Origin of the sequence: Mucilaginibacter sp. 3215 (assembly GCF_050433785.1) — a bacterium.
Classification (GTDB): domain Bacteria; phylum Bacteroidota; class Bacteroidia; order Sphingobacteriales; family Sphingobacteriaceae; genus Mucilaginibacter.
The window spans coordinates 137,840-163,626 of record NZ_JBNPWO010000003.1 but is presented as its reverse complement, the minus strand read 5'-3'; the positions used below and the strand labels follow the sequence as shown (position 1 = coordinate 163,626).

Below are 25,787 nucleotides of genomic sequence, written 5' to 3'. Positions count from 1 at the left end.
AAGGTAGAGTGATTGATCAACCGTTAAAAAACGTTAAATTTTAACCTATGGATATTTTATATCTTGGTACGTCGTTTAAACATCAACCAAAACCATTATCCAGCATGTTACCACAACTTGCCAAAACCCTTGCCTGCTTGCTTATCCTAAGCTTAATTATTTCGGTTAACCCGATATCGGCACAAACTAAATATGACGTGCTCAATTTCCGGATCGATTCATTGGCCGCAGTAGGCTTGCCTAAATCAGCATTGAAGGAGGTTGATAAACTCGACAAGCTGGCCCACGATGAAAGTAATGCGCCGCAGCAGGTACACGCGGTAATTTACCGGATGACTTTTCAATCATACATGGAAGAAGAAGCACTGGTGCCTATTATTGCCCGCTTAAAAGCTGATATTGATAAGGCGAAGTTCCCCGTAAAGCCGGTACTGCAATCAATGCTGGCCGAAATGTATTGGAATTATTACAAGGACAATCGTTACAATTACAGCCAGCGGAGCCGCCTTGAAACGCCCGGCGACTATTACACCAAGTGGGACCTGCAAACCATCATTTCAGAAACAGCAAAACAATACCGGCTATCGCTTGCAGATACAAAACAGTTACAGGCCACGCCAATCGGCACTCTTGATGGTGTTTTAAAGGGCGATAAAAGCATCCGTTATTTGCGGCCCACACTTTATGACTTACTGGTACAGCGGGCTTTTGAATTCTTTTTGGCTGACGAACCGGAAATCATCAAACCCAAAATGGCGTTCTCTGTGGATGATCCTGCTTTTTTTGGAGATGCCGGTTCATTTGTTAAGTTGAACATCAATAGTGTCGACACCGCTTCGTCCTGGTATCAGGGAATTAAGTTGTTGCAGCAGATTACAGCATTTCATCTGCACGAAAATAATATCGAAGCCATTGCCGATCTTGAATTGCAGCGGCTTAAATTTTTGCACAATAAATCTACCTTGATTAATGCAGATTCGTTATACCTATCGGGCCTAAAACAAATAGCAGCCGATTTTGCTGCCAAGCCTATAAGCGCCGAGGCCTTGGTACTTGCCGGTTTTTACTATCAGCAGCTTGACAGCCTTGTAATTGCACACGGTTACTATGAAAAAGCTAAAGGCACGTTTCCTAATAGCATTAGTGGCAAAAACGCAGCTTCTTATATTAAAGAGATAGAACGACAGTCCTTAATAGCTGAAATGGAAGATGTTTATGCACCTGGTAAGCCTTTGCTGGCAAGTTTACAATATACCAATCTTAAGCAGACAAAATTTTCTATATACAGCATAACCGATGCGCAGATAGATCAGCTTAAAAAAGATGCTAAGCAGGACCTGGGGCAGGAGTTAGTGATCACTAAAGAAGTTTATGATTTTGTGAGTAAACTGAAACCAATTGAAGATGTTAACCTTGCGTTACCCGACCCACATGATTACAAAAGTCACCGGCTGGAATTTAAAATAGCTCCGCTACACCCCGGCAATTATATGATCATGGTTTCTGATACTTCATCAAAGAAATTTGATTTAACCGGACTTGCCCGCTTCAGGGTAAGCGGTTTAGCATATGTAACAAGGTTAAGACCAGATGGTTCGAAAGAGATTCGGGTACTTGACCGTGATAGCGGAAGGCCATTAAAGGGCGTGAAGGTTGAGGTATATAATACTTATAGTGAGGGTAAAGTAAAAAAAATCCCTGTTACGAATGGTACAACTGATGCCGGTGGCTCATTTACTTTTACACGTGGCCTAATCTATTACAGCGTTGATCTATCAACTGCCAAGGATAAATTTGTGGGCCGAAGCGATTATATAGGTGGCTATGTTGAAACCTCACAGCCGAAAGATACACCCATTGAGCGTATGATGCTGTTTACCGACAGGCAAATCTATAGGCCGGGACAAACAGTTTATTTTAAAGGGCTGCAGATAAGTACATTGGATAACAAAAGCAGAATTGTGCCCAACGCACAAATTCTTGTTAATTTATATGATGGCAATAATCAAAGGCGGGATAGCCTTAAACTAAAAACTAACGAATATGGTACAGTTGCAGGTTCGTTTGTTGTACCGCAGCAAATTGTTGGCGGTGCAATGTTCATTACCGCAAATGGTGGCGCTGCATTGTTGCGTGTTGAAGAATATAAGCGACCTACATTCCAGATAACATTCCCGTCGGTTACGGAAACCTACCATTTTAACGACTCGGTTCACATTAAGGGGAAGGTTACTGCGTTTTCAGGCTATATCCTTTCCGGAGCTAAGATAGTTTATCATATTGTAAGGATTCCGGACCGCAGGATCTATTATATCAGAACAAGGAAAAACAATTACAATTATTATAACGAGAAGGCTGTCGAAGTAAAATTTGATACAATTAAGGCAAATAGTAAGGGCGAATTTGATTTTACCTTTAAAGCTTCAACAGAGGGAGCTAAACTGCCGGATATATATGCTTACAATATAACTGCCGATGCAACAGATGGCAGTGGCGAAACGCAATCGGCAAATACCGTGGTTAAAGTAAGTGACAACGCACTTGACCTGGAATTGAGGGTACCCGACGAGCTTTCAACAAAAGATAAAGCTACAATACCGCTAAAATTCAATAATATAAATAGCCAACCGCAACGCGGCGTGTTGGATGTAAAAGTGTATTCGTTGATGCAACCGCATGGTGTTTTTAAAAAGCGGTTATGGCGGGCTCCTGATCAATTTTTGATAAGCGCCGAAGAGTTTAGAAAAATTTTTCCGGCCTATTCTTATAAAAACGACGATGATCGTGACACTTGGCAAATAAATAAAACAGTTGTTGATAATCATATCAAAATAAGCGATACCTCAAACAGTCAGCTCGATCTGTCGGCATTGAAACAGCAACCTACAGGTATTTATAAACTGGTTATAGATGCCCGGAATAGTGACGGTGATACCACATCGCAAACCTATTATATAAAGGTTCATAATGAACCGGGCAAAGCGCTCGATATGGACAGTTGGCTAACTACCATTAATGATGAAGTAAATACCCACGGAGAAACCGTCGAGTTTTGGATAGGTACAAGCAGGGAAAGTCACATTCTGGTCGAAAAATATGAAGGACCTAAAATGGTATCGTCAGAGTGGATGACCATTAAAGGCGATTATCAGCAAAGCTTAAAAATAGCAATACCTGCAACCTCTAAAAACAATTTCGCTGTACAGTTTTTAATGTTGAATGATAACAGGCTCTACAGCTATTATAAACCAATCAAAATAAAGGATCCTGCATCGGCCCTAAATATCCGTTTTCTTACTTTTAGAAATAAACTTCAACCCGGCGAAAAGGAGCAGTGGAAAATACAGGTATCAGCGCGGGGTAAAGAGCAAGAACAGTCCGAATTGCTTGCTGGTATGTATGATGCATCGCTCGACGATATTGCAATGCTTCAATCCTGGGATCAGCCATTACCAACCTATGGCTATAACCCAAATTATTTCAACTGGCAAACCTACAGTGAATTTTTAAGGGCTGTTTATACTTCATCCGTTAATGAAGCTTTTTATCGTGATGCTGGGATATTAAACTTTAACTATGAAACGCTAAACTGGTTCGGTTATAATTATTGGGGCGGTCAAAATTATGGCTATGCCGATTACATCGCATCAGTGTCAAACTACAAAAATGGCTCTGCTAAGGACAACCAGATTGAGGCTTGGTATCTTAAAAATTCCGCACTTATAAAAGATGGTACAATAGTGAGCGGTAGAGTTATTAACGAATTTAATATGCCAGTGCCCGGCATTAAGGTTACGATAAGAGGCACCGATATTAGTACCACATCCAATTCATTGGGCTTTTACAAAATTAAGGTGCCACGAAACGCAACACTGATATTTAGCGGGAAATATTTGACTACGCAGTACATTAGTCACCCGGTAAACGGTTATATACGGATGAGTTTTGAAAAGGGAAAAAGAATAAGGGTTAGCGGAAAGGATTATTTCGGTGTTGCCCGCCCTGATGTTAATTCAATGGATTCAGCGCTTGTTGATGACGCCGTGAGTGATGAGTCAGTAGGGAACACCGACAAGTTGAAAGCTACGGGTTCAATCCCTGTAATGTTGCGGGGCACGGCGAGCGGAGTACAAGTGGGATATAGCTCCAAATCTTTTACGAATTATTCCCATAACGTATCATTGCAAGAGGTTCAATATAAATCGGTCGCTATGAATTATGATGAACTCCGTTTTACACCGAAACCAATCAACACCCGCAAAAACTTTAATGAAACAGCTTTCTTTTACCCGCAACTCCGTACAGATGAAAAAGGAGAGGTATTGATTGAGTTCACCATGCCCGAGGCACTCACCAAATGGAGGTTCAGAGCTTTTGCACATGATAAACAGCTACAGCTTGGCTATACCGAGGCAGAAGTGGTTACACAAAAGCAATTGAGCATAACCGCCAATATGCCCCGCTTTTTACGTGAAGGTGATACGGTGGTCGTTTCCGCTCGGTTAGCTAATCTCGAAGGAGAACCATTAAAGGGACAAGTGGAGTTACGTCTCTTCAATGGCATTAATATGCAACCTGTAGAACTATTAACAAATAAAGATGATGCACAACAAAAGTTTGAGATCGGCGCTTCGGCAACTAAATCAATTTCTTTTAAACTGGTAATCCCGCCCGGGCTTGATGCACTTACTTATCGTTTAACAGCTGACGCGGGTAAATACACCGACGGTGAAGAAAATACTATCCCGGTATTGCCAAACCGTATGTTGGTTACCGAAAGTTTGCCGATGATGGTAAGGGTCGGGCAAACTAAAACATTCAATTTTGATAAGCTAATTAACAATAGCAGCACTACGTTAAAAAGTAAAATCCTCACGCTGGAATACAGTCAAAATCCGGCCTGGAATGCAGTCCAGGCCATTCCTTACATGATGGAGTTTCCGTATGAGTGTTCGGAACAATTGTTTAGCCGTTATTATGCCAATAGCTTGTCGACAGATTTGATCAGTAAAATGCCGCTGATCAAGCAGGTATTTGATCAGTGGAAAAGTGGCGACAGTAAAGAACTGCTCTCCAACCTGGAAAAGAACCAGGAGCTGAAAACAACTTTGCTTGAAGAAACCCCGTGGTTACAAGATGCCCTCAGCGAATCGGAACACAAGAAAAGGATAGCCCAGCTTTTTGATCTGAATAAAATGAGCTATGAAATGAAAGCCAATTTGGATAAGCTGAAGCAAAAGCAACTGCCAAGCGGAGCTTTCCCGTGGTTTGGTGGTACTTATGCTGATAATTATATCACCCGCCATGTTTTGGAGGGGATAGGACAGCTTTATCACCTGAAGATAGCCACAGCTGATAATAAAATATTAAAAGAGATTGCCGGCAAAGCGCTTGGGTATATGGATGCCGGGATGATAAAACAGGATAAAGAAGAGAAGAAACAAAAAGACTATCAAAAAAGAGAGATTGGTTACGATGAAGCCCATGCGTGGTACGTGCGGAGTTACTACACTGATAAGCAAATGGAACCGGCGTTAAAATCTATCTTCAATAATTATCTGAAACGAGCCGAAGATCAATGGGTAACGCGAAGCATTTATGAGCAGGGGATGATAGCCCTTACCATGCTGCGTAACGGTAAACCATTGGTTACAAAGGCCATCATTAAATCGTTGATGGAAACGGCACAAACTTCGGACGAAATGGGTATGTACTGGGGAAAAAACATGGTCGGGTATTACTGGTACCAGTCGCCAATTGAAACGCAAAGTTTAATGATAGAGTTGTTCACTGAAGCTGGTAATAACGCAAAAGCGGTTGAGGAAATGAAGATCTGGCTGATGCGCAACAAACAAACCAATAACTGGAAAACTACCAAAGCAACCGCTGCTGCCGTATATGCTCTGCTATTAAAACAGGAAGACTGGCTGCAGGGCGGTACCACATCCGAAATTAAGCTGGATAATAAACCGCTTGCCGAATTAAAACCGGATGTTAAAGCTGATGCGGGTACTGGCTACATCAAAACCAGTTGGGTAGATGAGCAGGTAAAACCTACATTGGGCAAGGTGGAGATCAAAAATAACGAAAAATCCATCAGCTATGGTGCTATGTACTGGCAGTACCTGGAGCAGATGGATAAGATTACCCCGTCGCAAACGGATATCCACTTGGAGCGTAAGTACTTCATCAAAAAACAAACAGATGCAGGCCCCGTATTGCAGGCGGTTGATGCAACTCATCAGCCTAAAACCGGAGATTTGCTCAAAGTGGTGGTGTATTTAAAAGCCGGTCGTGATTATGAATATGTGCAGCTTAAAGATCTTCGCCCGGCAGGTACGGAGCCTGTAACGGCTTTATCGGAATATAAATACCAGGATCGTTTATCCTATTATCAGGTATCTAAAGATGTAGCAACCAACTTTTTCATTAGTTATTTAAACAAAGGCAGCTATGTATTTGAATATGAATTGCGGGTAGCACAGCCTGGCAATTTTTCAACCGGTATTACCAGTATTCAATGCATGTATGCGCCGGAGTTTAATGCGCATAGTGAGGGGAGCAGGGTGGTATTTAAATAGAGATTTTTTTAAGCTTTTTGTCATTTCGATAGAGCTTGGGGGGAATGAGTACAGGGGCAAAAGAGAAACCTTGTACGCTCTGCTGAGCGGTTTTGCAAAGTCCGCTTAGCAGAGTGTATAATTTCTTCCTGCGGTCGATGACAAGGGATACGCGAAAAAAACAGTTGGATGAATTGAAAATTAGCCGATAATATTTATACAAAAGGGGGGTAACACTTTTTGTATAAAAAACGATTAATTGTCTGATTGTTAAATATATATAAGTATTAACCCTGAATTCTGTTAACCCTGTTAACCCCCTTTGTTAGTAAATACAAGCTAAACTATATATCGCTTATTAACTGAATAAGTAAAAAATGAGGCTGATTCTGATTGTTGATACACCCTCATAATGTATTCTAAGTCAGAGGATAGAGCAGCGTTTAATAACAAAAAAACAGCCCGAAGTTAAAAACTCCGGGTTGTGGGCGTGATAAAGCAGTAGGTATTAAGCTTTTTTAAAAATGCTTGATATATAACCAACTTCGGCACGTTCAGGTGCCCGGTCGATATAGATCTGACGGTCTTGCGGTGCCCAGGTTCCCAATCCATCAACATAGCGGTTGAACATACAAAATGCAGCCGCAATCAATACCGTATCGTGGATCTCTTTATCATCCGCACCTTCCGTACGGGCGGCTTCAATTTGTTCAGTTGTTACATGTTTTCCACCTTTTTGTACACTGCCGGCAATAGCCAACAGCGCTTTGATCTTGGGCGAAAGATCAGCTGTAGAAAAATTAGCTTTGATAGCATCTATCTCATCAATAGTGCAGCCAAGGTAATGCCCGGCTGCGGCGCCGTGTACATTCTGGCAAAAGAAACAATCGTTAAGGTAGGATACATAGGTTGCTATCAGTTCCCGTTCTCCGCGCGATAGGGAATTGTTGTCATCGCGAAGCAGTTGTTCGGCAAGGGCATTCAACGGGGCCTCTGTTTCCGGACTATAAAACATCAACCCACGAATGCCGGGCAGATCGTTATTTAATTCTATATGTGCCATATCTGTCAGGTTAAATTAATGCTGTGGTTGTGGTAATACGTAACCTTTAGCCATACGTTTTCCCATTTCGACGTAAGCTTCTGGATCGGTAGGGGTAAGGCTGGCAAGCCCGTCAACATAGCGGTTAAACATACTGAACGCAGCTGCTATCAATACCGCGTCGTGGATCTCACGGTCGGTAGCTCCTTCTGCGTGTGCGGCGTCAACGTCTTCCTGTTTTACTTCTTTTCCTAATATCTGCACTTTACCGGCAATATTCAGCAAAGCTTTTAGTTTGTTGCTGATGGGGGCTTCGGTCATATCGCGCAGCACTTCGTCAACAATAAGGGCGTCATCTTCATAAAGGCAACGGGCGGCAGCGGCATGACTGCTGTAGCAAAACGTGCAATTATTGCGGTATGATACATAAGTGGCTATCAGCTCACGGTCGGCCGGAGTCAGCGTTGATTCTCCGCGTAATAACACTTCGGCCAGTTCATACAAATACTGACCGGTTTCGGGCCTGAACATTACCAGCGAACGGATGCCCGGAACGCCTTCGGGTACATTGATGTGTGCCATATTTTTAATTAGTGAATTAGTGAGTTATTGAATTAGTGATTTTTTTAATTTTCTTCTAAGCTTTCGGCTTTAAGCCTTCAGCTTTTTGCTTTTTCCTCGCCTTCGGCTTTCTCCCGTACAAATAATACTACCAGTAAGCCAATTATAAATACCAGTGAAAAGATGAATAAAGCGTTACCGTAGCCACCCAGGGTTGATACCAGTACCCCTACAAATAAAACCGCAGTAGCTGTAAATATTCGCCCGATGTTGAAGCAAAAGCCAGTTGCAGTTGCTTTGATGCCGGTTGAAAATAATTGTGGAATATAGGCTGATAATACGCCCTGGCTCGCCCCGAAAAATAGCGCCAGTATGATGATCTCGATGTAAACTGCTGCACTGAACGTGGTATTGGTTTTAAACAGGATAAATGACATACCTGCGCAAACCGCGAAACAGATCACCATGGAGCGCCTTATAGATAGTAAATTAACAAGCCATCCTGAAAAGAAACCACCGGTTAACCCACCCATACCCATACACATCATGCTCAGGCCGCGTTCTTTTGCGGCATCATGGTCGGTAATCAGGCTTTGCACCCAGGTAGGCAGCCATGAAAATATGGCCCATAAACCTATCAGCATAGTGCCAAAGGTTAAGGAGCCTACAATAAGCTCGCGGCGATGGCTTTTAGAGAGCAGTTTATTCAAGGGATTTTCGCGGTTGGCGATATCGTTACGGTAGTTGAGCCAATTTTCAGATTCATTCAAAACCAGAGCGCCTATCAATGCCAGTGCAAGAGGGATCGCCCCGACAAAAAAGCCCGACCGCCATGACGATACAATAAAGTTGATTAGTCCTGCAGAGAAAATACCTACCGGGAAAGCTATGGAAAGAAAGCCTATGATCACTGCTTTGCTTTTGGCCGGCCAGACTTCGCTCACCAGCGTTATGGATGTTACCAAAACGCCGCCAACGCCAAAACCGCTCAAGAAGCGGCAACACAGCACGCCCCACCAGGTTGGCATCATCCCGGTCAAAATAGTGAATATGCCATAACTGCCAATAGCCAGCAACAGGGCTTTTTTGCGGCCCATTTTATCGCTGATTACCCCCCAGGTAAAACCACCAAAGGCCCAGCCGAATATAAAAATGGCATTGATATACCCGCTGATGGCGTTGATTTCATTGGCCGGAACGGCACCCTGTAGATCCTTTACCACAACAGGCAGGTAAACCGACATCAGCGTGGAAACCGAACCGCCCAGGGCAGTACTAAAAAAACAGATCACAAACAGCACCACCCTATAGGCGGCACTGAGGTTTGTTTGAGGTTTTGCAAGCTGCTGTTCTTCAATTGCTAAAGTGCTCATGTTGTTCTATTTTAAAAGGTCATCAAATACTATTGAAACATAATAAATGGCGCCAATTGCCGGCGAACCATACGATTGGTAAATGCGGTTGTTGAAGATATTGCTGCCTCCCAGTTTAACGGTTGATTTAAATTTTGGCAGTTTTTTGCTGAACTGCAGGTCAACAACTGAATAGGCATCTACACGGCCCGGACGGGTGCCGTTGAATGTACCATACCAGTCGTAAGCAGTTTGCCAGTGCCATGCCGCGTTAAAACCGAAATCATTGATTACGTTGCTGTTGCCAAATGTTGCATTGGTGCTCCATTTTGGTGTATTGAAAGCCGCAATATTGTTAGGATTAGCGTTGCGAAGGTTAAATACTGATAAAGTTGCGTTACCACCCAAAGCGTAACCTCCGTTAAGCAGGTATGTTAAACCGGCGCTTGCTCCCTGGGCCGATACTTTATCCGGTGCGTTGGTATACAACTGGAAGGCGTGAACCTTACCGTTAGGAATATCAGTTGCTGAAGCGGTAGTAACCTGGCCATCAGAACCAAGAATTGGGTTGCTCGGCTGGATAACCACAGTATTCAGGATAAAGTTGGTGTAGCTGCTGTAATAGTAGTTTACGTCAATCAGTAATTTATCCATCATCAAGCCTTTATAGCCCACTTCAAATGCTTTTTGCTGCTCTGGTTTAATGTAGGCTACGCTTGCTTTTTGGAGCAGTCCTTTGTTTTGTTCGATAGCCTGTGGGAATGGCGTACCGCTTTGTACCGCTTTGCCGAACGCTGCACCAAAGGCGCTTACCGATGATGAAGTGAACGAGTTTTCATAAACGTTTAAGCCCTTGCTGTTATTAGGCGCACCACCCAAAATAGTGATAGGGCCTACGTTAAGGTGGATAAACTGATCAACCGGGGTTGGGTTCCTGAAACCGGTTTGATATGATGCCCTGAAGTTTGAGGTTTTATCAACCGTATAAACTGCCGAAAAGCGAGGGGTGAAGCTGCCTTTAAAGTTTTCGTTTTTATCGTAACGGATAGAGGCTGTCAGTTTCAGATTATCATCAAACAGCTTTTTAGCAGCCTGTAAAAACGAACCGTACTCTTTAATGGTTACACGATTTACCTTGTCATCAAACAAACTGCCATTGGTAAACATCCTGTAATCGCGGAAACTGCCGCCTGCCAAAAGCTCAAACACTTTTATGGCCCTGGTAAAATCATACTGGCCTTCGGCATGGTAAAATTTACTGTTACTGAAAACGCCCGCACCGCTTAATCCATAATTATGAATTGATGCATTCTTAGCATTGTTAAATTCTGTTGTACCCGGTAAAAAGCGACCCTGGTCAGCGAAAGTCCTTGCAGCGGAATTGCTGTTTGGTGTAACGCCACTTACCGAACCGTTAAATGCTGCGGCATAGCGGGTAAACCAGGTATCATCGGCTTTATCAGGTGTTACGGTGTTGCCATTAAGGTCTTTTACCCAATCGCGGTTGATGAATTGGGCTAGGGAGCGGGTATTGTATGAATCGTGCGAGTTTTCTTCAACCGAGTAGCCGCGAACGAAGAAGTTGCTGCCTTTTAATTCAATCCTGTGCGTTTGCAAAACAAAGTTATTCAGGTCGAAACGGCTGCTGCCTGTATAGCTTGCAGTGCCGCGGCCGTAGTTGTATTGGTAGATTGCCTCCAGATTATTGCTGAAACGGTATTGTAATGCGCCGTTAAGTTTAAGGCTGTAAACGTTGTAGTTCATCAGGTCTTTTTCTTCATAACCTGTTCTTGAAACCAGGCCAATGCCGGGTAAGGTTTTGGTAACCTCATCGCCATAAATGTTAAGCGCGTCGCGGCCTGGGTTGTTGGGTCCACGCTGGGCGGCAGGAGTTGATGCGCTTACGTCGGTATAGTTATCGGCATACCAGTCGCGCCCGGTAAGGTATGAGGCGTTGATTTTAAACGCGAATTTATCGTTGAAAGCTTTGGCATAGCGGGCTGCAAAATCATACAAGCCCTGTGGTTTAACAACCGATTCGCCGAAGTGATTAAGGCCTGTTTTTACCTGCACGGTTAAGCCCTGGTATTTGAATGGGTCTTTGGTTTTAAGCGAAAGTAAGCCGTTAAAAGCAACCGGGCCATATAATGCCGAAGCCGCGCCGGGGATAACTTCCACACTTTCAATGTCGATATCCGAAGCGCCAAAAAGGTTACCTACCGAAAAGTTTAAACCAGGGGTTTGATTATCCACACCATCAACCAGTTGTAAAAAACGGCTGTTACCTGTGCTGTTAAAGCCGCGTGTGTTGATCTGTTTGTAGGTTAAACTGCTGGTAACGGCTTCGAGGCCTTTCAGGCTCTGTAATCCATCGTAAAATGTGAATGAAGGGTTTTCCTTAATAGCCTTAAGGCTCATTTTTTCGATACTTACCGGCGATTGTAAAATGCTTTGGTTGATACGGGTAGCCGATGATACCACCTCATTAAGCACAATTGCCTTTTGTATTAGCTTGACGCTGATATTGTTATTGGCAGATGTTACCTGACTTTCCTGCACTTCAAAGCCTACTGCCGATATAATGATAGTAAAGGGCAGCTTCAATTTATTGGCATTTAAAGTATAGTTACCCTTTGAATCAGTAGTAGTGCCTGTAAGTTTTCCTTTAACAGAGATACTTGCGCCGGATACAGGTTTGCCTGTAGCTGCATCGGTAATGTTGCCCGTTATTTTAATTTCCTGTGCAAACAGGTTTATTGAGCTGAGCAGTAATATGATGAATAAAAGTTTTTTCATTGTGATTGGGTTTTACTTCAAATGAGGATTAGGGTTGTTTTTTTAAATGATCATAGCCTTGTGGCAGGCGAGTATAGCCATGGTTTACTAATCGCTCGGCCAGTATGTTGTAATAGCCGGCATCAGCAGGTAAGGCGGTGGCCAATCCGTCAACATAGCGGTTGTAATAGCAAAACAGGGCAGCTATGAGCACGGTATCATGGATCTCGATATCGGTAGCTCCGGCAGCTTTGGCACGATCGATGGCTTGGGTAGTTACATTCCGGCCATTTTGGGCAGTTAGCTTTGCAATGGTAAGCAAAGCTTTCATTTTTTCGGTAACCGGGGCAGTTTCAATGTTTTCCTTTACTTTTTGCGCTGTTTCGGCTTCACCTGCAAGTAGGTCGGCCGCGGCGGTGTGAGCGGTAGTGCAAAAGGTGCATTGGTTGTTGTGTGATACCACAGTGGCGATCAGCTCACGATCGGCTTCAGACAAGGTTGATGGCCCGCGCAATAAAAACTGTGTAAGGTTACGGATAGGTTGTGCCGCTTCTTTGGCATACTCCAGCAGGCCGGTAATGCCCGGCAAATGGCTTTCAAGTGTAATGTAAGGCATAAATAATGGGTTGAATGCTGAATTTAGTGAGGGGGGCGTACCTGTCCGGAGGTTATTGATGCTATCGATATATAATTGTTGTCATAGCGTTTGAGCTACGAATTTAGCTATCGACAGAAATAAATAACACAGCAGGGTAGCAATCGCTACCCCCCGAAAATGAATTAAAACACGGAGAAGATTAGCAAACGACCTTTGGTGGTTGCTCTGGAATGTCCTGGTGAGCAGGAATTAACTGTTGAACGGGGTGAACAACGGTTTGTTGAGTGTATTTTATCGGGCAACTAAATTCAAAATGCACAAAAGCGAAATTGAGGTTGTCCTGCATTATTATTTTACCGAAAGGCACATGTTCTTTTTGCGGTACAGGGTTTTCTTTTACATCCTTTGCGTTAATGATGTTCTTATCGGCCAGCCGGGTGGTTTCGTAGTTTGGGATGCACATCAAATAAATTGCGCGACTGGTTACGCGCATTTTTTGATAATTGTAGCTGTTGTTGCCAAACCGGATCTGCCCATGAATATTTTCGTAGTTTTTCCAGTCGGTTATGCTAGGCATGTTTACCGGGATTACTACCTCGGTAAGGTCTTTCACATTATAAAAGCCTTTGGCAGTTTGTTCGGCAAAGTATTTATTGCTTTTGTAAACCATGAACTGATGCAATGCCAGTTGCCCCCCTATATTAAGCAGGTGAAAACTGAGCAGCGTTAGGGCAATAAACTTCTTCAATTGGTTTACGAACAATGAGTTGCTTAAAATTGCTGTTTATAAATGTAGTATCCAAATTTATTTAGAATAATTACGCGTAATGTGTAGCTGGTTTTCTTATTCTTTACCGGTTGTGATTAAAAGTTTCAATAGCTCTTGTACTGGTTGAACTTTCGGCTTAAAGAATGTCTTGTTCACGACGTGGCTTGTCCGGTTCACATAGTTAGCGATAGGGCACCGGGCGATATCAGGGTATCTTTGAGCATACAAAAAACAAAAATTAATAAATAAAATAACACAATGGAAACTATTCAAGAATCAGGTATCAGTAAGATCAAGGTTATCAACGCTATCTCAGCTAATAAAATCGACAAAGTATTATATACCGGTAAAGTTCGTACAGTTGGCGGTCGTGACGGTGGTTCATCTGTTAGTACCGATGGCCAGTTGGATATCAAACATTCAACTCCCGGAACCCCTAAACCAGGCACAAACCCCGAGCAATTATTTGCAGCAGGCTGGTCAGCATGTTTTGAAGGCGCCATCGGTATTGCTGCCGCTAAAAAAAGGATTGCACTCCCTGCCGAATTGGCTATTGATGCAGAAGTGGATTTGGGTATCACTACCGGCGCTTATTTCCTTCAAGCCCGTTTAAATGTAAGTTTGCCAGGTTTGGATGTTGAAGTAGCCAAAGCATTGATTGAAGAAGCACACCAAACATGTCCTTATTCAAAATTGACTTACGGTAATATCAATGTTGAGATCAATTTAGTATAAACCCCCTCCGCCCCCTGAAGGGGGTGCTTTAAAAGTCATAAAAAGGCCTGCTCCTGTTAAAGAGAGCAGGCCTTTTTATGTATGGAAAATCACAGATTTAAATCTCTATACTTTCGCCAATGGCTGGTAAAAACAATTTTATCCCTGCCTGTTCAAATTGTTTAAAAGCTTTGTCCTTATCTATTTTAATAAAGCCAAAAGTATCATAGTGAACCCCCAAAACCTTATTGGCCTTAACAAGCTTTGCCGCTTCAATGGCATCTTCAATACCCATTGTTAACATGTCCCCGATAGGGAAAACCGCGAAATCGAGATCAACCCATTTGGCCACCAGTTCCATATCTAAGGTGAGACCGGTATCGCCGCTGTAATACAGATTGCCATCATCAGTCTTTAAAGCATAACCGCAGGCCACGCCTGCATAGCTGCCATCCGGAAAGCTGGCCGAATGTTGGGCGATGAATGATTTTGCTGTGCCGAAATCAAAGGTCACTTTACCACCCGGGTTTAAAGGATGTACATTTTTAACGCCCTTTTTGCTGAAGTAATCATACACCTCATAAATACCCACAACCATAGCGCCTGTACGGTTGGCTATAGTTTCTACATCCAAAATATGATCGTAATGCCCGTGCGATACAAAAATGTAATCAGCTTTAATTTCATCAATGTTGATTTCTTTTGCCAATTCGTTACCTGTAATAAAGGGATCAAATAAAATGTGTTTACCTCCGGCAACCACCGAGAAGCATGAGTGACCGTAATAGTTCAGTTTCATTGGTTTGCTTTTTTATGTTAATGATGATTAGTTTAAGAGCGGAGTTAAAACGTTTAAGACAGGCATTGGCAATAGCTTAAAATGATCGTAGGCTGTGTAGGTAAATTTACCTGTTACAGCGTTTATTTTAGGATATAGAAATGTCATCTTTTTAAGCAGGATATTATCGGCCGAAGAATAAGCTGTGTATGGATCAGGTTTTTTGTTAAAGCCGGCAGGCAGAATGCTATCCGCTTGATTTTGTTTACTGGTATTAGCACCCGGCAACCTGAACTCCGGTGATAATTGCGAAGCGTCAAAGCGGCCTATTTCAGATGAATAGTTGCGTCCACCCGCCGGCAGGTTTATTTTAAAAGTAAATGCCTGCTCGGTACAATTTAGTTCGTTTGCCTGGGCATAAACCCCAATGCTTAAAAATGTTGCTACGGCAATTAACAGTAATGTTTTCATGATGGTATTTTTTAAAAAAGGATCGGCCCTGCGAAGGGCCGATCCTTTTTATGTTAGATTTAATTATTTTCTGCCGGTTTTTTTCTCTTTCCCGTAACGCAGATCAATTCACAATCCTGCGGGTTACGTTCAAACGGTGCCCTTGTCAGGAATGATAAAGAGAACAGTGATAAGAATCCCATTAATAACCGGCCTTGTTTCAACTTGCTCATGATTTTTGAATTTATGGTTGTTATATTTTGGCTACGGCTTCGCTGGTTAAAACAGCTTTTGTTGCAGTTAAAACCTCACCGCTATCTTTATTTTGTATAAAGCCCACTACTTCCCATTCTTGCTGGTTAAATTCTTTAGGAACGCTAATAATGGTTTGGCCTGTTTTTACCTCGCTTAGGGCAACTGTTTTTAAGTCGCGCACTATTTGGGTGTGCAATAAGGTTCTGCCTTCGTTTTCGCCGCGGGCAACTTTGCTGATGGCTGTTTTTTGTACAATGGCTATCAGCAATTGTTGGTTATCAGTATTGCCCGATAGTTCGTAATTTACAGCAAGCTTATCGCCGGTTTGTTGTGCTTTTAAGGAAATCTGAGCGGTTTGTGCGGTTGTTAGTGCATTCGAAATCGCTTCACGAAGTGCCGGCTCATCCGAGCCAACCATCTCGGTTTTACCATTAACTATAACTTGAGGTGTATAAACCTGGGCATTTAAATGGTAGCTATATTCTTTTTGGCGTTTTGAAAACATGGCATTGCTGAATACATCTTTCCAGCCGAGGTTATTCCAATAATCAACGTGGTAAGCTAATATGTAAACAGGCTTTTCCTGTGACTCTTTTTGGATCCTCGCCAGCAATTCATCGGCAGGAGGGCAGCTTGAGCATCCCTCCGAGGTAAACAATTCTACCAAAGCAAAACCTTTACCAGGAGTAACGTTGTTTTCAGTTTTAGGGGCATTTATTTTACGATTAGCGTAAGCTGCGGTAGCAAGTGCCAGTGCCACGGCACCAACACAAAAGCTAAAAATTTTTAAGGTTTTCATATCTCTCGATTTTTTATTTACTTCAAAATTATACCCTGAATGGCCGCAGAAACAGCACAAAAAAGCCCAACCAGACATATCTATAGTTCAGTTGGGCATTTGTTAAGTCGAAAGTCTTAAACCTAAAGTCGGAAGTCTTTTTACTTGAGACTTAGAACTCAAGACTTCCAACTTAGAATTACCTGTTTTCGAGCCAGCTTAAAAATACCGGCGCTTTTTCTTTATTGATGAGTAATTTCTCGGGAGTTGGAATTGTTAGTTTCACAAACAGCTTACGCATAAAATAATGCTCCACCTCCTTTATCGCACTGAAGTTAACTATGTATTGCCTGTTGAGCCTGAAGAACTGCTCCTGCGAGAGCTGACCGCTGATCTGATCAAGCGACTGGTTAACCACATATTCCTGCTGATCAAAAGTCATAATGGTCGAAAGTTCATTGCGGATGTAGAAGAAGGCTATATTATTGGACGCTATGGTGATATACTTATTATTTTTAAATACCAGGAAGCTTTTTTTACCGGCAGGAGGCGTAACCTGCGATAGCAAGCTGCTGATATCAGGAGATGAACCCTGCTGAAAGAAATTCCGCAACTCGTCTACCTTTTTAAAGGCATCGGCAATATCTGTTTTTGAGAAAGGCTTGAGTACATAATCAACGCTGTTGGCCTTAAATGCCTCTAACGAATATTCATCAAACGCGGTACAGAAAATAATAGGGCAGGACACCTTTACCGATTTAAAGATCTCAAAACACAACCCATCCGACAGTTGGATATCCATAAAAATAAGGTCGGGCTGCCTGTTTTCTGAAAGATAGGTAACTGAGCTTTCAACGCTCTGTAGTTTGGTAACAATTTTTGAGTGTGGCCTTAATTCTAATATGATCGTTTCAAGCGAGCGTGCGGCCTTTAGTTCGTCTTCAATGATGATAATGTTCATAGATCAATGGTAGTTTAACTTTAAATATTTTATCTTCCGCTATAATCTCTATTTGTTTATCAAGGAGATGGTTATAACGTAGGTTAATGTTTTTAAGTCCCACACCTGTCGACGGTTCTTCAAAGCGCTTGGGCTTTATCTCGTTTTCCATAACTATGTTATCGCCCTCAACATACAATTTAATATGCAGCGGATGATCGAGCGATACCACATTATGCTTAATGCAGTTTTCTATTAACAACTGAAGGGTGAACGGGGGGATCAATGTGCCGCGGTATTGTTCGTTGATAGTGTTGTTGAAAATAAAACCATCTTCGAACCTGGCTTTCAGTAAAAAGTTGTAAGCGTCTACAATTTCCAGTTCGTCCGATAAATGAACAAGGTCTAACTTGCGGCTTTCAAGCGTAAAACGATAAAAATTGGAGAGTTTCAGGATGAAATCAACCGAGTGTTGGTCATTTGTCTCAACCATCGCCTTCAGGGTATTGAGACTGTTAAACAGGAAATGCGGATTGATCTGCTGTTTAAGCAGTTCATACTGCGCGCCAAGATTATCGGCCTTAATACGTTCCAGTTCAACGTTAACCTGCTGGTTTTGATAGTTCTGGTACAGCAGGTTTATAAGCATATAAAACACCAGGTTAATGAGAATACCTCTCACTTCTATCATCAGCATCACCGGACCAAAATTCAGGTGCGATAATATCAGTTGCTGTATGTAGGCTAAGGCCAGCATTACCCCCATACCTATTACCAGTGTGGTAAGGAGCCGGGAATACGAGATGCTTTTATTCAGTTGTTTATTGCCCGATTGCTTTGGTAGTGTATATATATTATAGTACCATACAAACAGCGAAAACAATGCAGTAACTGCCGAGTTTACTGCAGCTTCGGCAGGTTTAAAATGGCGTTCGGCTATTTGGGGCACAGAAGCCAGCAGGCCAAGGAAGATTGAGCTGCTCCATATAATTCCGGGAGAGATTTTAAACGGTGTATCTTTCATTTATTGCAATATGTTTACGGAAATATGGATGGTTGCCGGACAAATATAAAGTTAATTATGGCCTGTAAGCCAAATCAGCTGTTGTGTTACTAAAACCACCGTTAAACTTTAATCTGTTTTGACCAAACACCCCAATTATTTCCGTTTGCTGCTAAAATATAACAGGTTTCAATATGGAAATATGGGTTTATGGTACAAGCGGACATCTTATCGCCTGAATTAGACATTTTAAACCGCGAATAGTACGACAATATAATTGCAGGCAATCGGTTTTAGGCGATGAGCAGATCGGGGCTTCTTAAATCAACCTAAAATAGTTTGGATCAAGATTTTTTACTTAAAATTGTACATTATTTCAGTTAACTGTTCCCGTTAAAAGCAAGCCGCTAAACATTGGAGATTAAAGAACTTATAGATTCTATTCATTACAACAATGATGAATCTGCCTTTAATGAATTGTATAAGCTGCTGATCAATAATCTTAATCAGTTCGCCTGGTCGTTTTTGGGCGACAAGGAAGCTTGCGAGGAGATCATCAATGACCTTTTTGTAAATATCTGGACAGGCCGCCACAAACTTAACAAGATCGCGAATCCCAAAGTATATATTTATGTGGCGATAAAAAATGCCTGTCTTAACCATATCCGAAGTAACACCTCAAAAAGAAATCGCGACGCCCAATTAGCCGAAACCTATTATTTTCATTTATCGGTTGATCCCGCGCAATTGCTCATCAGCAAAGAGCTGCAGGCCGGAGTTTTAAACGCTGTTAACAGTTTACCGCCTCGTTGTAAGCTCATTTTTAAAATGGTTAAGGAGGATGATCTCTCCTGCAATGAAGTAGCCGATATCCTTGGTCTCTCTAACAAAACGGTTTTTGCGCAACTGGCCATCGCCTTGAAGAAACTGGATGAGGCGCTTGGGAATAAATAGGTTGATCCCCTTCAAAAAAATATTTTAATTTCTTTTAGGAAAAACCGGAACCTGCCGTGTCCTTAACGCAGAATACCAATTACTATGAGCAAATCCAGGTTTATTGAGTTAATGGCCAAAAGCATGGGCAAAACTGCCAGTGCTGAAGAATTGACCGAACTCGACATGTTTCTTGAACAATTTCCCGACTATAAAAAAACGTACAATGTTACCAATGCTTTAAAAGGAAACGGCACTGAAGCAACAGAAACAAAACCGGAAGAGATTAACGGAAACCTGGAGGAAATCTGGAACCGAATTAAAAACTTGAACGAAAATTCGGCGAATGATACTAAGATAAAACCAATGTTCAGGTGGCAATGGGTTGCTGCAGCGGTACTGGTGCTTGTTACTACGGGAGTTTTATTTTATAACAGAGCGGCACAGCAGGATACTTTAACCGCCGAAAATATATTACATGAAATTCATGTGCCTTATGGTAAAACCGAAAAGCTCAAATTGCCCGATGGGACACAGGTTACGCTAAATGCAGGCAGTACTTTTTCGTACCCCGAGGCTTTTGAAAAAAACACAAGGGATGTTAGCCTTACCGGCGAAGGTTTTTTTGAAGTAAAAAAGAATGCTAAGAAACCTTTTCTGGTACATACTGCCAAATTGGTTGTAAAGGTATTGGGAACCGTTTTTAATGTAAAAGCCTACAATAACGATAAAACTGTAGAAACAACATTGCTAAAAGGTAAGGTACAGGTTGAATTAAAGAACAATCCCGAAAAAAAGATTATCCTGTTGCCTAACGAAAAGCTGATTGTTATTAATAACCGGGAACCAAAAAGTGTAAAACCCAAAGAGGGAAAAATTGAATACCAGGTAACCGAACTGCCTGATGTTAAGCCGGATGAAGTGAAAGAAACAGCCTGGGTTGATAACCGCATCCTGTTCACCAACGAGATGTTTGAAGATGTGGCTGCTCAAATTGAACGCAAATACAACGTGCAGGTTGTGTTTGAAGATCGGGCACTCCGTACCGAGCAGATAAGCGGTTTACTTGATAAAGAAACGTTGAAGGAAGCTTTAGGCATTATTGAACTGACCACGCCGTTCAATTTTAGGGTTGATGGACAAACGGTGTACCTGTCAAAGAAAGATAAATAAAACAAAATAAACTAACTAACCACTTAACCAACAGCTTATGATATTGAAAACTTACCTGTCAGATTCCTGAAACATCCTCAAACAAACAAGGGAAGAGCTGCCACTCCTCCCCGCAAACAAATAGGATTTTATTAACGGAGTAAGCTATTGTAACACAGCACTTACTCCATCCATTTATTTTCAAAACAAATGTAATGAAAAAAACAAGAAGGGTGTTTCCGCTTCGTGGCGCGCCCGTATGTCTCAAAGTTATTTTGCTGATGAAAGCAGTATTTTTATTGGTCATGGTTACCTGTGTGCAAGTTTCTGCAAAAGTATATTCACAGCAGAAATTCACGCTTAACCTAAAGCAGGCTGAAGTAAGCAGTATCCTTACTAAAATTCAAAAACAAAGCGATTACCGTTTCTTTTACAACTATGCCAGTATTAAAAAGCTGGGCAAAGTTGACCTGGATGTAAAAGACGCGACAATTGATGAATTGCTTGCCGTTATTATTGATGACAAGCTTTCCTACAAAATGAATGATGATCATGTGGTGATCATCGCCAACCCGGAGGATGCCAAAAGTTTGGCCGTTGTAAAAGGAAAAGTTGTTGATGCCAAAGGCGAGCCGCTTGTAGGCGTAAATATCCGGCTGCAAGGGACTAATCAGGGCACTACTACCGATGCAAATGGTAATTTCAGTATTGATGCACCGGTAAATGGTGTGTTGGAAATATCTTATATCGGGTATGAAAAAAAAGTAATTACCATAACCGGAAGCCAAACTTTAAATATTACCCTCGTTGCCCTGCCATCTGCCTTGACCGAAGTTGTGGTTGTTGGTTATGGTACCAGCAAAAAGGTTGATGTTACGGGTGCAGTAGCAAGCGTTAAAGGATCGGATATTCAAAACTTGCCTGTTAGTACAGCGGCCCAGGCTTTAGATGGCCGTGCAAGTGGTGTAAGTATTGTTCGTAACGATGGTTCACCTGGCGCTGCGCCGAGCATCAGGATCCGTGGAACAGGTACAGTGAATGATGCCAATCCGTTAATTGTAATTGACGGTGTACCTACCAGTAACCCTGACGCGTTAAGTGACATTAACCCCAACGATATTGCCAGCGTCGACATTTTGAAAGATGCCTCTTCAAGCGCTATTTACGGTACACGTGCTGCGAATGGTGTGGTTTTAGTAACTACGAAAAGAGGTACTTATAATCAAAAGCTGGCAACCACTGTTAACTTTTATAGCGGGTTTTCCAACACAACTAAATATCTTAATCTGCTAACGGCTCCAGATTTATTTAAATTAAAAAGGGAACGTTATACAAATGACGGCGTAGCAATTGATGCTCCATGGGATGATAATTATTATGCTACTCAAAGAACAGATTGGCAACGGGCTATTATGGGTACAGGACATGTAACCAATGGAGATGTTAGTATACAAGGAGGTAACGATGCCTCTAATTATTACTTTTCAAGCTCTATTTATAACGAGGATGGTATTATTGATAAAACCAACTTCAAACGATACAGTACACGTATCAATTCCGAGCATAAGATAACTTCATGGTTAAAACTGGGAGAGAACGTTCAACTGACCTATGGTAATAACAATGGCTTTGATAACAATAATTCGCAAACGGGTTTGATATTTTCGGCTCTACGTTTTAACCCGGCTATACCGCTGGTAAATCCTGATGGTACTTACGGTACATCAAAGGCTTTTGCTAATCAGTTGGGTGATATCAACAGTCCCTATGCTACTATCCAAATGGCCGACAGGTACACTAAAAAGTACAGGGCCTTGGCCAACGCGTTTGCTGAAATTACCTTTTTAAAGGAGCTGAAATTGAAGGTTAACTATGCCTTTGACGGTACATTTATCCGCAATTATAATTTTAGTATCGCAGATAATAATCAAACAAGGCCAAATCCAAATTCTACCTTAACTCAATCTGAAGAGGAAGTATCGTCACAGTTGCTTGAATCTTTTCTTACGTATGATAAGGTGTTTGGCAAAAGTCACGTAACTTTTACAGGTGGTTATTCTTATCAAAACTTTAAAGATTACGGTTTTAACGCTCAAAGGGTTGGTTATGACGATACCGATCCCGATCAGCGGGTGCTTAACCAGGGCAATGGCCAATTCAATTCAAATATCTTGCCTCAACCATCTTCACTACAGTCGGGCTTTGCAAGATTATTTTATGATTTTGACAGCAGGTACCTGGCAACCGTTACTTTTCGTGCAGACGGTTCTTCCAAATTTGCGCCCGGCAAACAGTGGGGGTACTTTCCTGCATTCTCCTTGGGCTGGAGAATTACCAGTGAAAAATTCATGAAAAATATCACCTGGATTAATAACTTGAAATTGACGGGTGGTTATGGTGAGTTGGGTAATCAAAATGTACTGCCTTTTCAGTATCTAAGCTTGATCAAAATTGGCAGTACTTATGAAAATGGTGGTTATGCCTTTGGCGGCACGGGAGTAAGTGGTGCAGCTGTTACAAGTATTGCAAATCCGGATATTACTTGGGAGCGTACTGCTATGACCAACATTACCCTTGATGCTGGTTTCCTGAATAACCAGTTAAATACCACACTTACGTATTTCAATAAGAATACTAAAGATATGCTGATATCACCGCCGGTAGTAGGTTCAGCGGGTTCGGTAGCTATTCCAAATCAAAACATCGGTACAATGAATAACAAAGGTGTCGAAGTTGAAATTAACTATCAAGGCGGCGATAAACTAAAATATTCATTCGGTGCCAATGCTTCGTTTATCAAAAATAAGGTAACTAAACTTAATGGAGAAGGTACTTTCATTGGTTCGACAGTTTACGGGCGTTCAAGCCAGGAAATCTCAAGAACATATCAGGGTCAGCCGATAGCTTCTTTTTACGGATGGAAAACAAATGGCCTTTACCAAACCCAGGCAGAAATTGATAACGATCCGGCGCTTAAAAATGATTCGCGCAAGGCTAATATCAAACCCGGCGATGTGCGTTTTCTGGATTTAAATGGCGATGGCCAGATTGATGGTAATGACCGCACCAATTTGGGCAATCCAAATCCTAATGCTACAGTTGGTTTGCAAGGCAGTCTTTCATACAAAGGTTTTGACTTTGCAGCAAACTTTACCGACGTATTTGGTGTAAGCCTTTATAATGCCGATAGGATGCAAGGTATTGATCCAACCTATCCGTTTAATCTTTATGCCGAAGACATGAACCGCTGGACAGGGCCGGGCACAAGCAACTCGATCCCGCGTATGTCATTAGATCGTGCTAACGACAATTATCGCACATCCGACCTGTTTGTCGAAAGCGGGAATTACTTTGCCCTCAAAAATGCCACTTTAGGTTATACTTTACCTGCAAGCTGGGCTAAAAAAGCGACACTGAAAAGCGTAAGGTTATATGCATCAGGTCAAAACATATTTTTTATAACCAATTATAAAGGATACACCCCTGAGCTTGGTTATACTAATGGCAACCTGCAGCGTGGGGTTGATGTGGCCCAGTACCCTACGGTACGTACAATTACATTCGGTATAACTGCTAAACTTTAAAATCATGAAATCGAAAATTACAATATATATGGTTATAGGGCTGGCGTTACTCAACAGCGCCTGTAAAAAAGCACTTGACCTTAAACAACAAGGGGTTTATACCTCAGATAATTATTTCAGGAACGAAGTTGATGCTGTAAATGCGGTTTCCGGTATTTATAGCCTTTTGGAAGAAGAGGATTATGTTGGCCACGCGGAGGCTACATTTGATGTTCCATCTGACGATTACTGGCGTTCAGGTGATCATAGCGAGGATGAGGGCATTGAGAACTTAACTTATGATGCTTCAAATGCAGCCATCAGATATCCATGGAAATGGAGGTATGAAACCATCAACCGGGCAACCAATTGCATCATTAACATCCCAAAGATCACCGCAATATCTGCCGATATTAAAAATCGGAGTATGGGCGAAGCTTATTTTTTACGTGCCTTTGGCTACTGGCGTTTAATGATCATTCATGGCGATGTACCTATCATTACCGAAGATGATTACTCAAAACAAACTTTTAATGTTCCAAAATCGCCAATTGAAGAAGTACGAAAACAGATCGAGTCGGACTTGTTGAAAGCGGTGGATCTTTTGCCTGAAAGCTATGGCTCTGCCGACCGCGGCCGTGTAAGCAAAGGAACTGCATTGGGCTTATTAACCAAGCTTTACATGTATTGGGAAAAACTTCCTGAGGCAATTGCAACCGGTCAAAAAGTGATTTCCAATTCACATTACGCGTTGGCTGCTAACTACGCCGATAATTTTACCCGTGCTAACGAAACCAGCACCGAGTTGCTTTTTTCGATCCAGGCTGTACAAACCGTTGTACAAAATGACTTTACAGTTTATTACATTCCAAGATCATGGAACGGTTATGGCTTTAGTCAGCCATTACAGGGACTTGCCAATGAGTTTGAGGCAGGGGATCCACGTAAACAGGCTACTTTATTAAGCGTTGGCGACAAGGTTGATCTGGGTGATGGCAAGGGCTTGACAACGTTTACCGCCGATCTTTCTGCTACTGGTTATGCATTTAAAAAGTACGCTGTATTCAATACTGAGGCTGATGGTGGTGGAGTTGACCACAGTTATGCTGTGCCGCTAATGCGTTCTGCAGATATTTATTTATTAGTTGCCGAAGCCTTGATCCGTACACAAGGCGCCGGAGCTGGTGACGCTTTGATCAACCAGATCAGGCATAGGGCTTCTCCACTGTTAAAACCTGTTTCAGGAGCTGGCATGAAAGAGCTGATCCATGAGCGTCGAGTTGAACTGGCGGGTGAAGATCAACGCCATCAGGACCTGATGCGCTGGGACAAAGTTAAAATTGTGGATATAGCTGCTATTTATAACCTTGCTGTTTCCAAAGCTCCACTTGATCAAAACAAAACGGTAACCTTTGTACGCCCTAAAAACTATTACTTCCCAATCCCCCAGGTTGAGATTGATAAGAGTAAAGGTGTGTTAGTACAGAACCCTAATTTTAAATAATTATATCCTTATACCGGCAATAGGGGAGAGCCTCCTGTTGCCGGTATTTATTTCCAGCGT

The 25,787-nt window shown here is 42.2% G+C and carries 17 protein-coding genes; 6 read left to right on the top strand and 11 right to left on the bottom strand.

Features of this window, described 5'->3' with window-relative positions:
- Positions 1–104: 104 nt before the first annotated feature.
- Positions 105–6,581: an alpha-2-macroglobulin family protein gene (locus ABIC84_RS07205; RefSeq protein WP_429263137.1), complete on the top strand. Its 6,477-nt coding sequence runs from the start codon at positions 105–107 to the stop codon at positions 6,579–6,581.
- Between the two features lie 487 nt (positions 6,582–7,068).
- Here ABIC84_RS07205 and ABIC84_RS07200 read toward each other — a convergent pair whose 3' ends face one another.
- From ABIC84_RS07200 to ABIC84_RS07175, 6 genes are all read right to left on the bottom strand, one after another.
- Positions 7,069–7,623 carry a carboxymuconolactone decarboxylase family protein gene (locus ABIC84_RS07200; protein WP_429263136.1) on the bottom strand — a complete coding sequence of 185 codons (555 nt, stop codon included), beginning with the start codon at positions 7,621–7,623 and terminating at the stop codon, positions 7,069–7,071.
- Between the two features lie 15 nt (positions 7,624–7,638).
- Entirely contained in the window at positions 7,639–8,184 is a 546-nt protein-coding gene (locus ABIC84_RS07195; protein WP_429263135.1) for a carboxymuconolactone decarboxylase family protein, read from the bottom strand.
- 77 nt (positions 8,185–8,261) lie between these two features.
- Entirely contained in the window at positions 8,262–9,536 is a 1,275-nt protein-coding gene (locus ABIC84_RS07190; RefSeq protein WP_429263134.1) for an MFS transporter, read from the bottom strand.
- Between the two features lie 6 nt (positions 9,537–9,542).
- On the bottom strand, positions 9,543–12,311 hold the full coding sequence (locus ABIC84_RS07185; protein ID WP_429263133.1) for a TonB-dependent receptor: 2,769 nt from the start codon (positions 12,309–12,311) through the stop codon (positions 9,543–9,545).
- A 28-nt stretch (positions 12,312–12,339) separates the two neighbouring features.
- Complete coding sequence (locus ABIC84_RS07180) at positions 12,340–12,906, bottom strand: carboxymuconolactone decarboxylase family protein (protein WP_426580794.1); 567 nt, start codon at positions 12,904–12,906, stop codon at positions 12,340–12,342.
- 181 nt (positions 12,907–13,087) lie between these two features.
- Positions 13,088–13,636 carry a hypothetical protein gene (locus ABIC84_RS07175; RefSeq protein WP_429263132.1) on the bottom strand — a complete coding sequence of 183 codons (549 nt, stop codon included), beginning with the start codon at positions 13,634–13,636 and terminating at the stop codon, positions 13,088–13,090.
- 279 nt (positions 13,637–13,915) lie between these two features.
- Here ABIC84_RS07175 and ABIC84_RS07170 point away from each other — a divergent pair, with 279 nt between their 5' ends.
- Entirely contained in the window at positions 13,916–14,392 is a 477-nt protein-coding gene (locus ABIC84_RS07170) for an organic hydroperoxide resistance protein (protein ID WP_090523523.1), read from the top strand.
- 97 nt (positions 14,393–14,489) lie between these two features.
- On the opposite strand, the gene ABIC84_RS07165 is transcribed toward ABIC84_RS07170, so the two are convergent.
- The 5 genes from ABIC84_RS07165 to ABIC84_RS07145 all read right to left on the bottom strand — a co-directional run bounded on the left by ABIC84_RS07165 (position 14,490) and on the right by ABIC84_RS07145 (position 18,596).
- Positions 14,490–15,170 carry a metal-dependent hydrolase gene (locus ABIC84_RS07165; protein WP_426580790.1) on the bottom strand — a complete coding sequence of 227 codons (681 nt, stop codon included), beginning with the start codon at positions 15,168–15,170 and terminating at the stop codon, positions 14,490–14,492.
- A 27-nt stretch (positions 15,171–15,197) separates the two neighbouring features.
- Positions 15,198–15,620: a hypothetical protein gene (locus ABIC84_RS07160; RefSeq protein ID WP_426580788.1), complete on the bottom strand. Its 423-nt coding sequence runs from the start codon at positions 15,618–15,620 to the stop codon at positions 15,198–15,200.
- Between the two features lie 232 nt (positions 15,621–15,852).
- A complete protein-coding gene (locus tag ABIC84_RS07155; protein WP_426580784.1) occupies positions 15,853–16,653 on the bottom strand; it encodes a DUF1223 domain-containing protein in 801 nt (266 codons plus the stop codon).
- 178 nt (positions 16,654–16,831) lie between these two features.
- Positions 16,832–17,593: a LytR/AlgR family response regulator transcription factor gene (locus ABIC84_RS07150; RefSeq protein ID WP_373614708.1), complete on the bottom strand. Its 762-nt coding sequence runs from the start codon at positions 17,591–17,593 to the stop codon at positions 16,832–16,834.
- On the bottom strand, positions 17,574–18,596 hold the full coding sequence (locus ABIC84_RS07145; RefSeq protein WP_429263131.1) for a sensor histidine kinase: 1,023 nt from the start codon (positions 18,594–18,596) through the stop codon (positions 17,574–17,576). Before ABIC84_RS07145 ends, ABIC84_RS07150 begins: the two co-directional genes overlap by 20 nt.
- Positions 18,597–18,989: 393 nt before the next feature.
- On the opposite strand from ABIC84_RS07145, the gene ABIC84_RS07140 reads away from it, so the two are divergent.
- The 4 genes from ABIC84_RS07140 to ABIC84_RS07125 all read left to right on the top strand — a co-directional run bounded on the left by ABIC84_RS07140 (position 18,990) and on the right by ABIC84_RS07125 (position 25,727).
- Positions 18,990–19,529: an RNA polymerase sigma-70 factor gene (locus ABIC84_RS07140; RefSeq protein ID WP_429263130.1), complete on the top strand. Its 540-nt coding sequence runs from the start codon at positions 18,990–18,992 to the stop codon at positions 19,527–19,529.
- An 84-nt stretch (positions 19,530–19,613) separates the two neighbouring features.
- Positions 19,614–20,681, top strand: a complete 1,068-nt coding sequence (locus ABIC84_RS07135; protein ID WP_426580776.1) for a FecR family protein — start codon at positions 19,614–19,616, stop codon at positions 20,679–20,681.
- Positions 20,682–20,875: 194 nt separating this feature from the next.
- Positions 20,876–24,244 (top strand): TonB-dependent receptor, encoded by a 3,369-nt coding sequence (locus ABIC84_RS07130; RefSeq protein ID WP_429263129.1) that lies wholly within the window; start codon positions 20,876–20,878, stop codon positions 24,242–24,244.
- A gap of 4 nt (positions 24,245–24,248) precedes the next feature.
- On the top strand, positions 24,249–25,727 hold the full coding sequence (locus tag ABIC84_RS07125) for a RagB/SusD family nutrient uptake outer membrane protein (protein WP_426580772.1): 1,479 nt from the start codon (positions 24,249–24,251) through the stop codon (positions 25,725–25,727).
- The last annotated feature ends 60 nt before the right edge of the window (positions 25,728–25,787 follow it).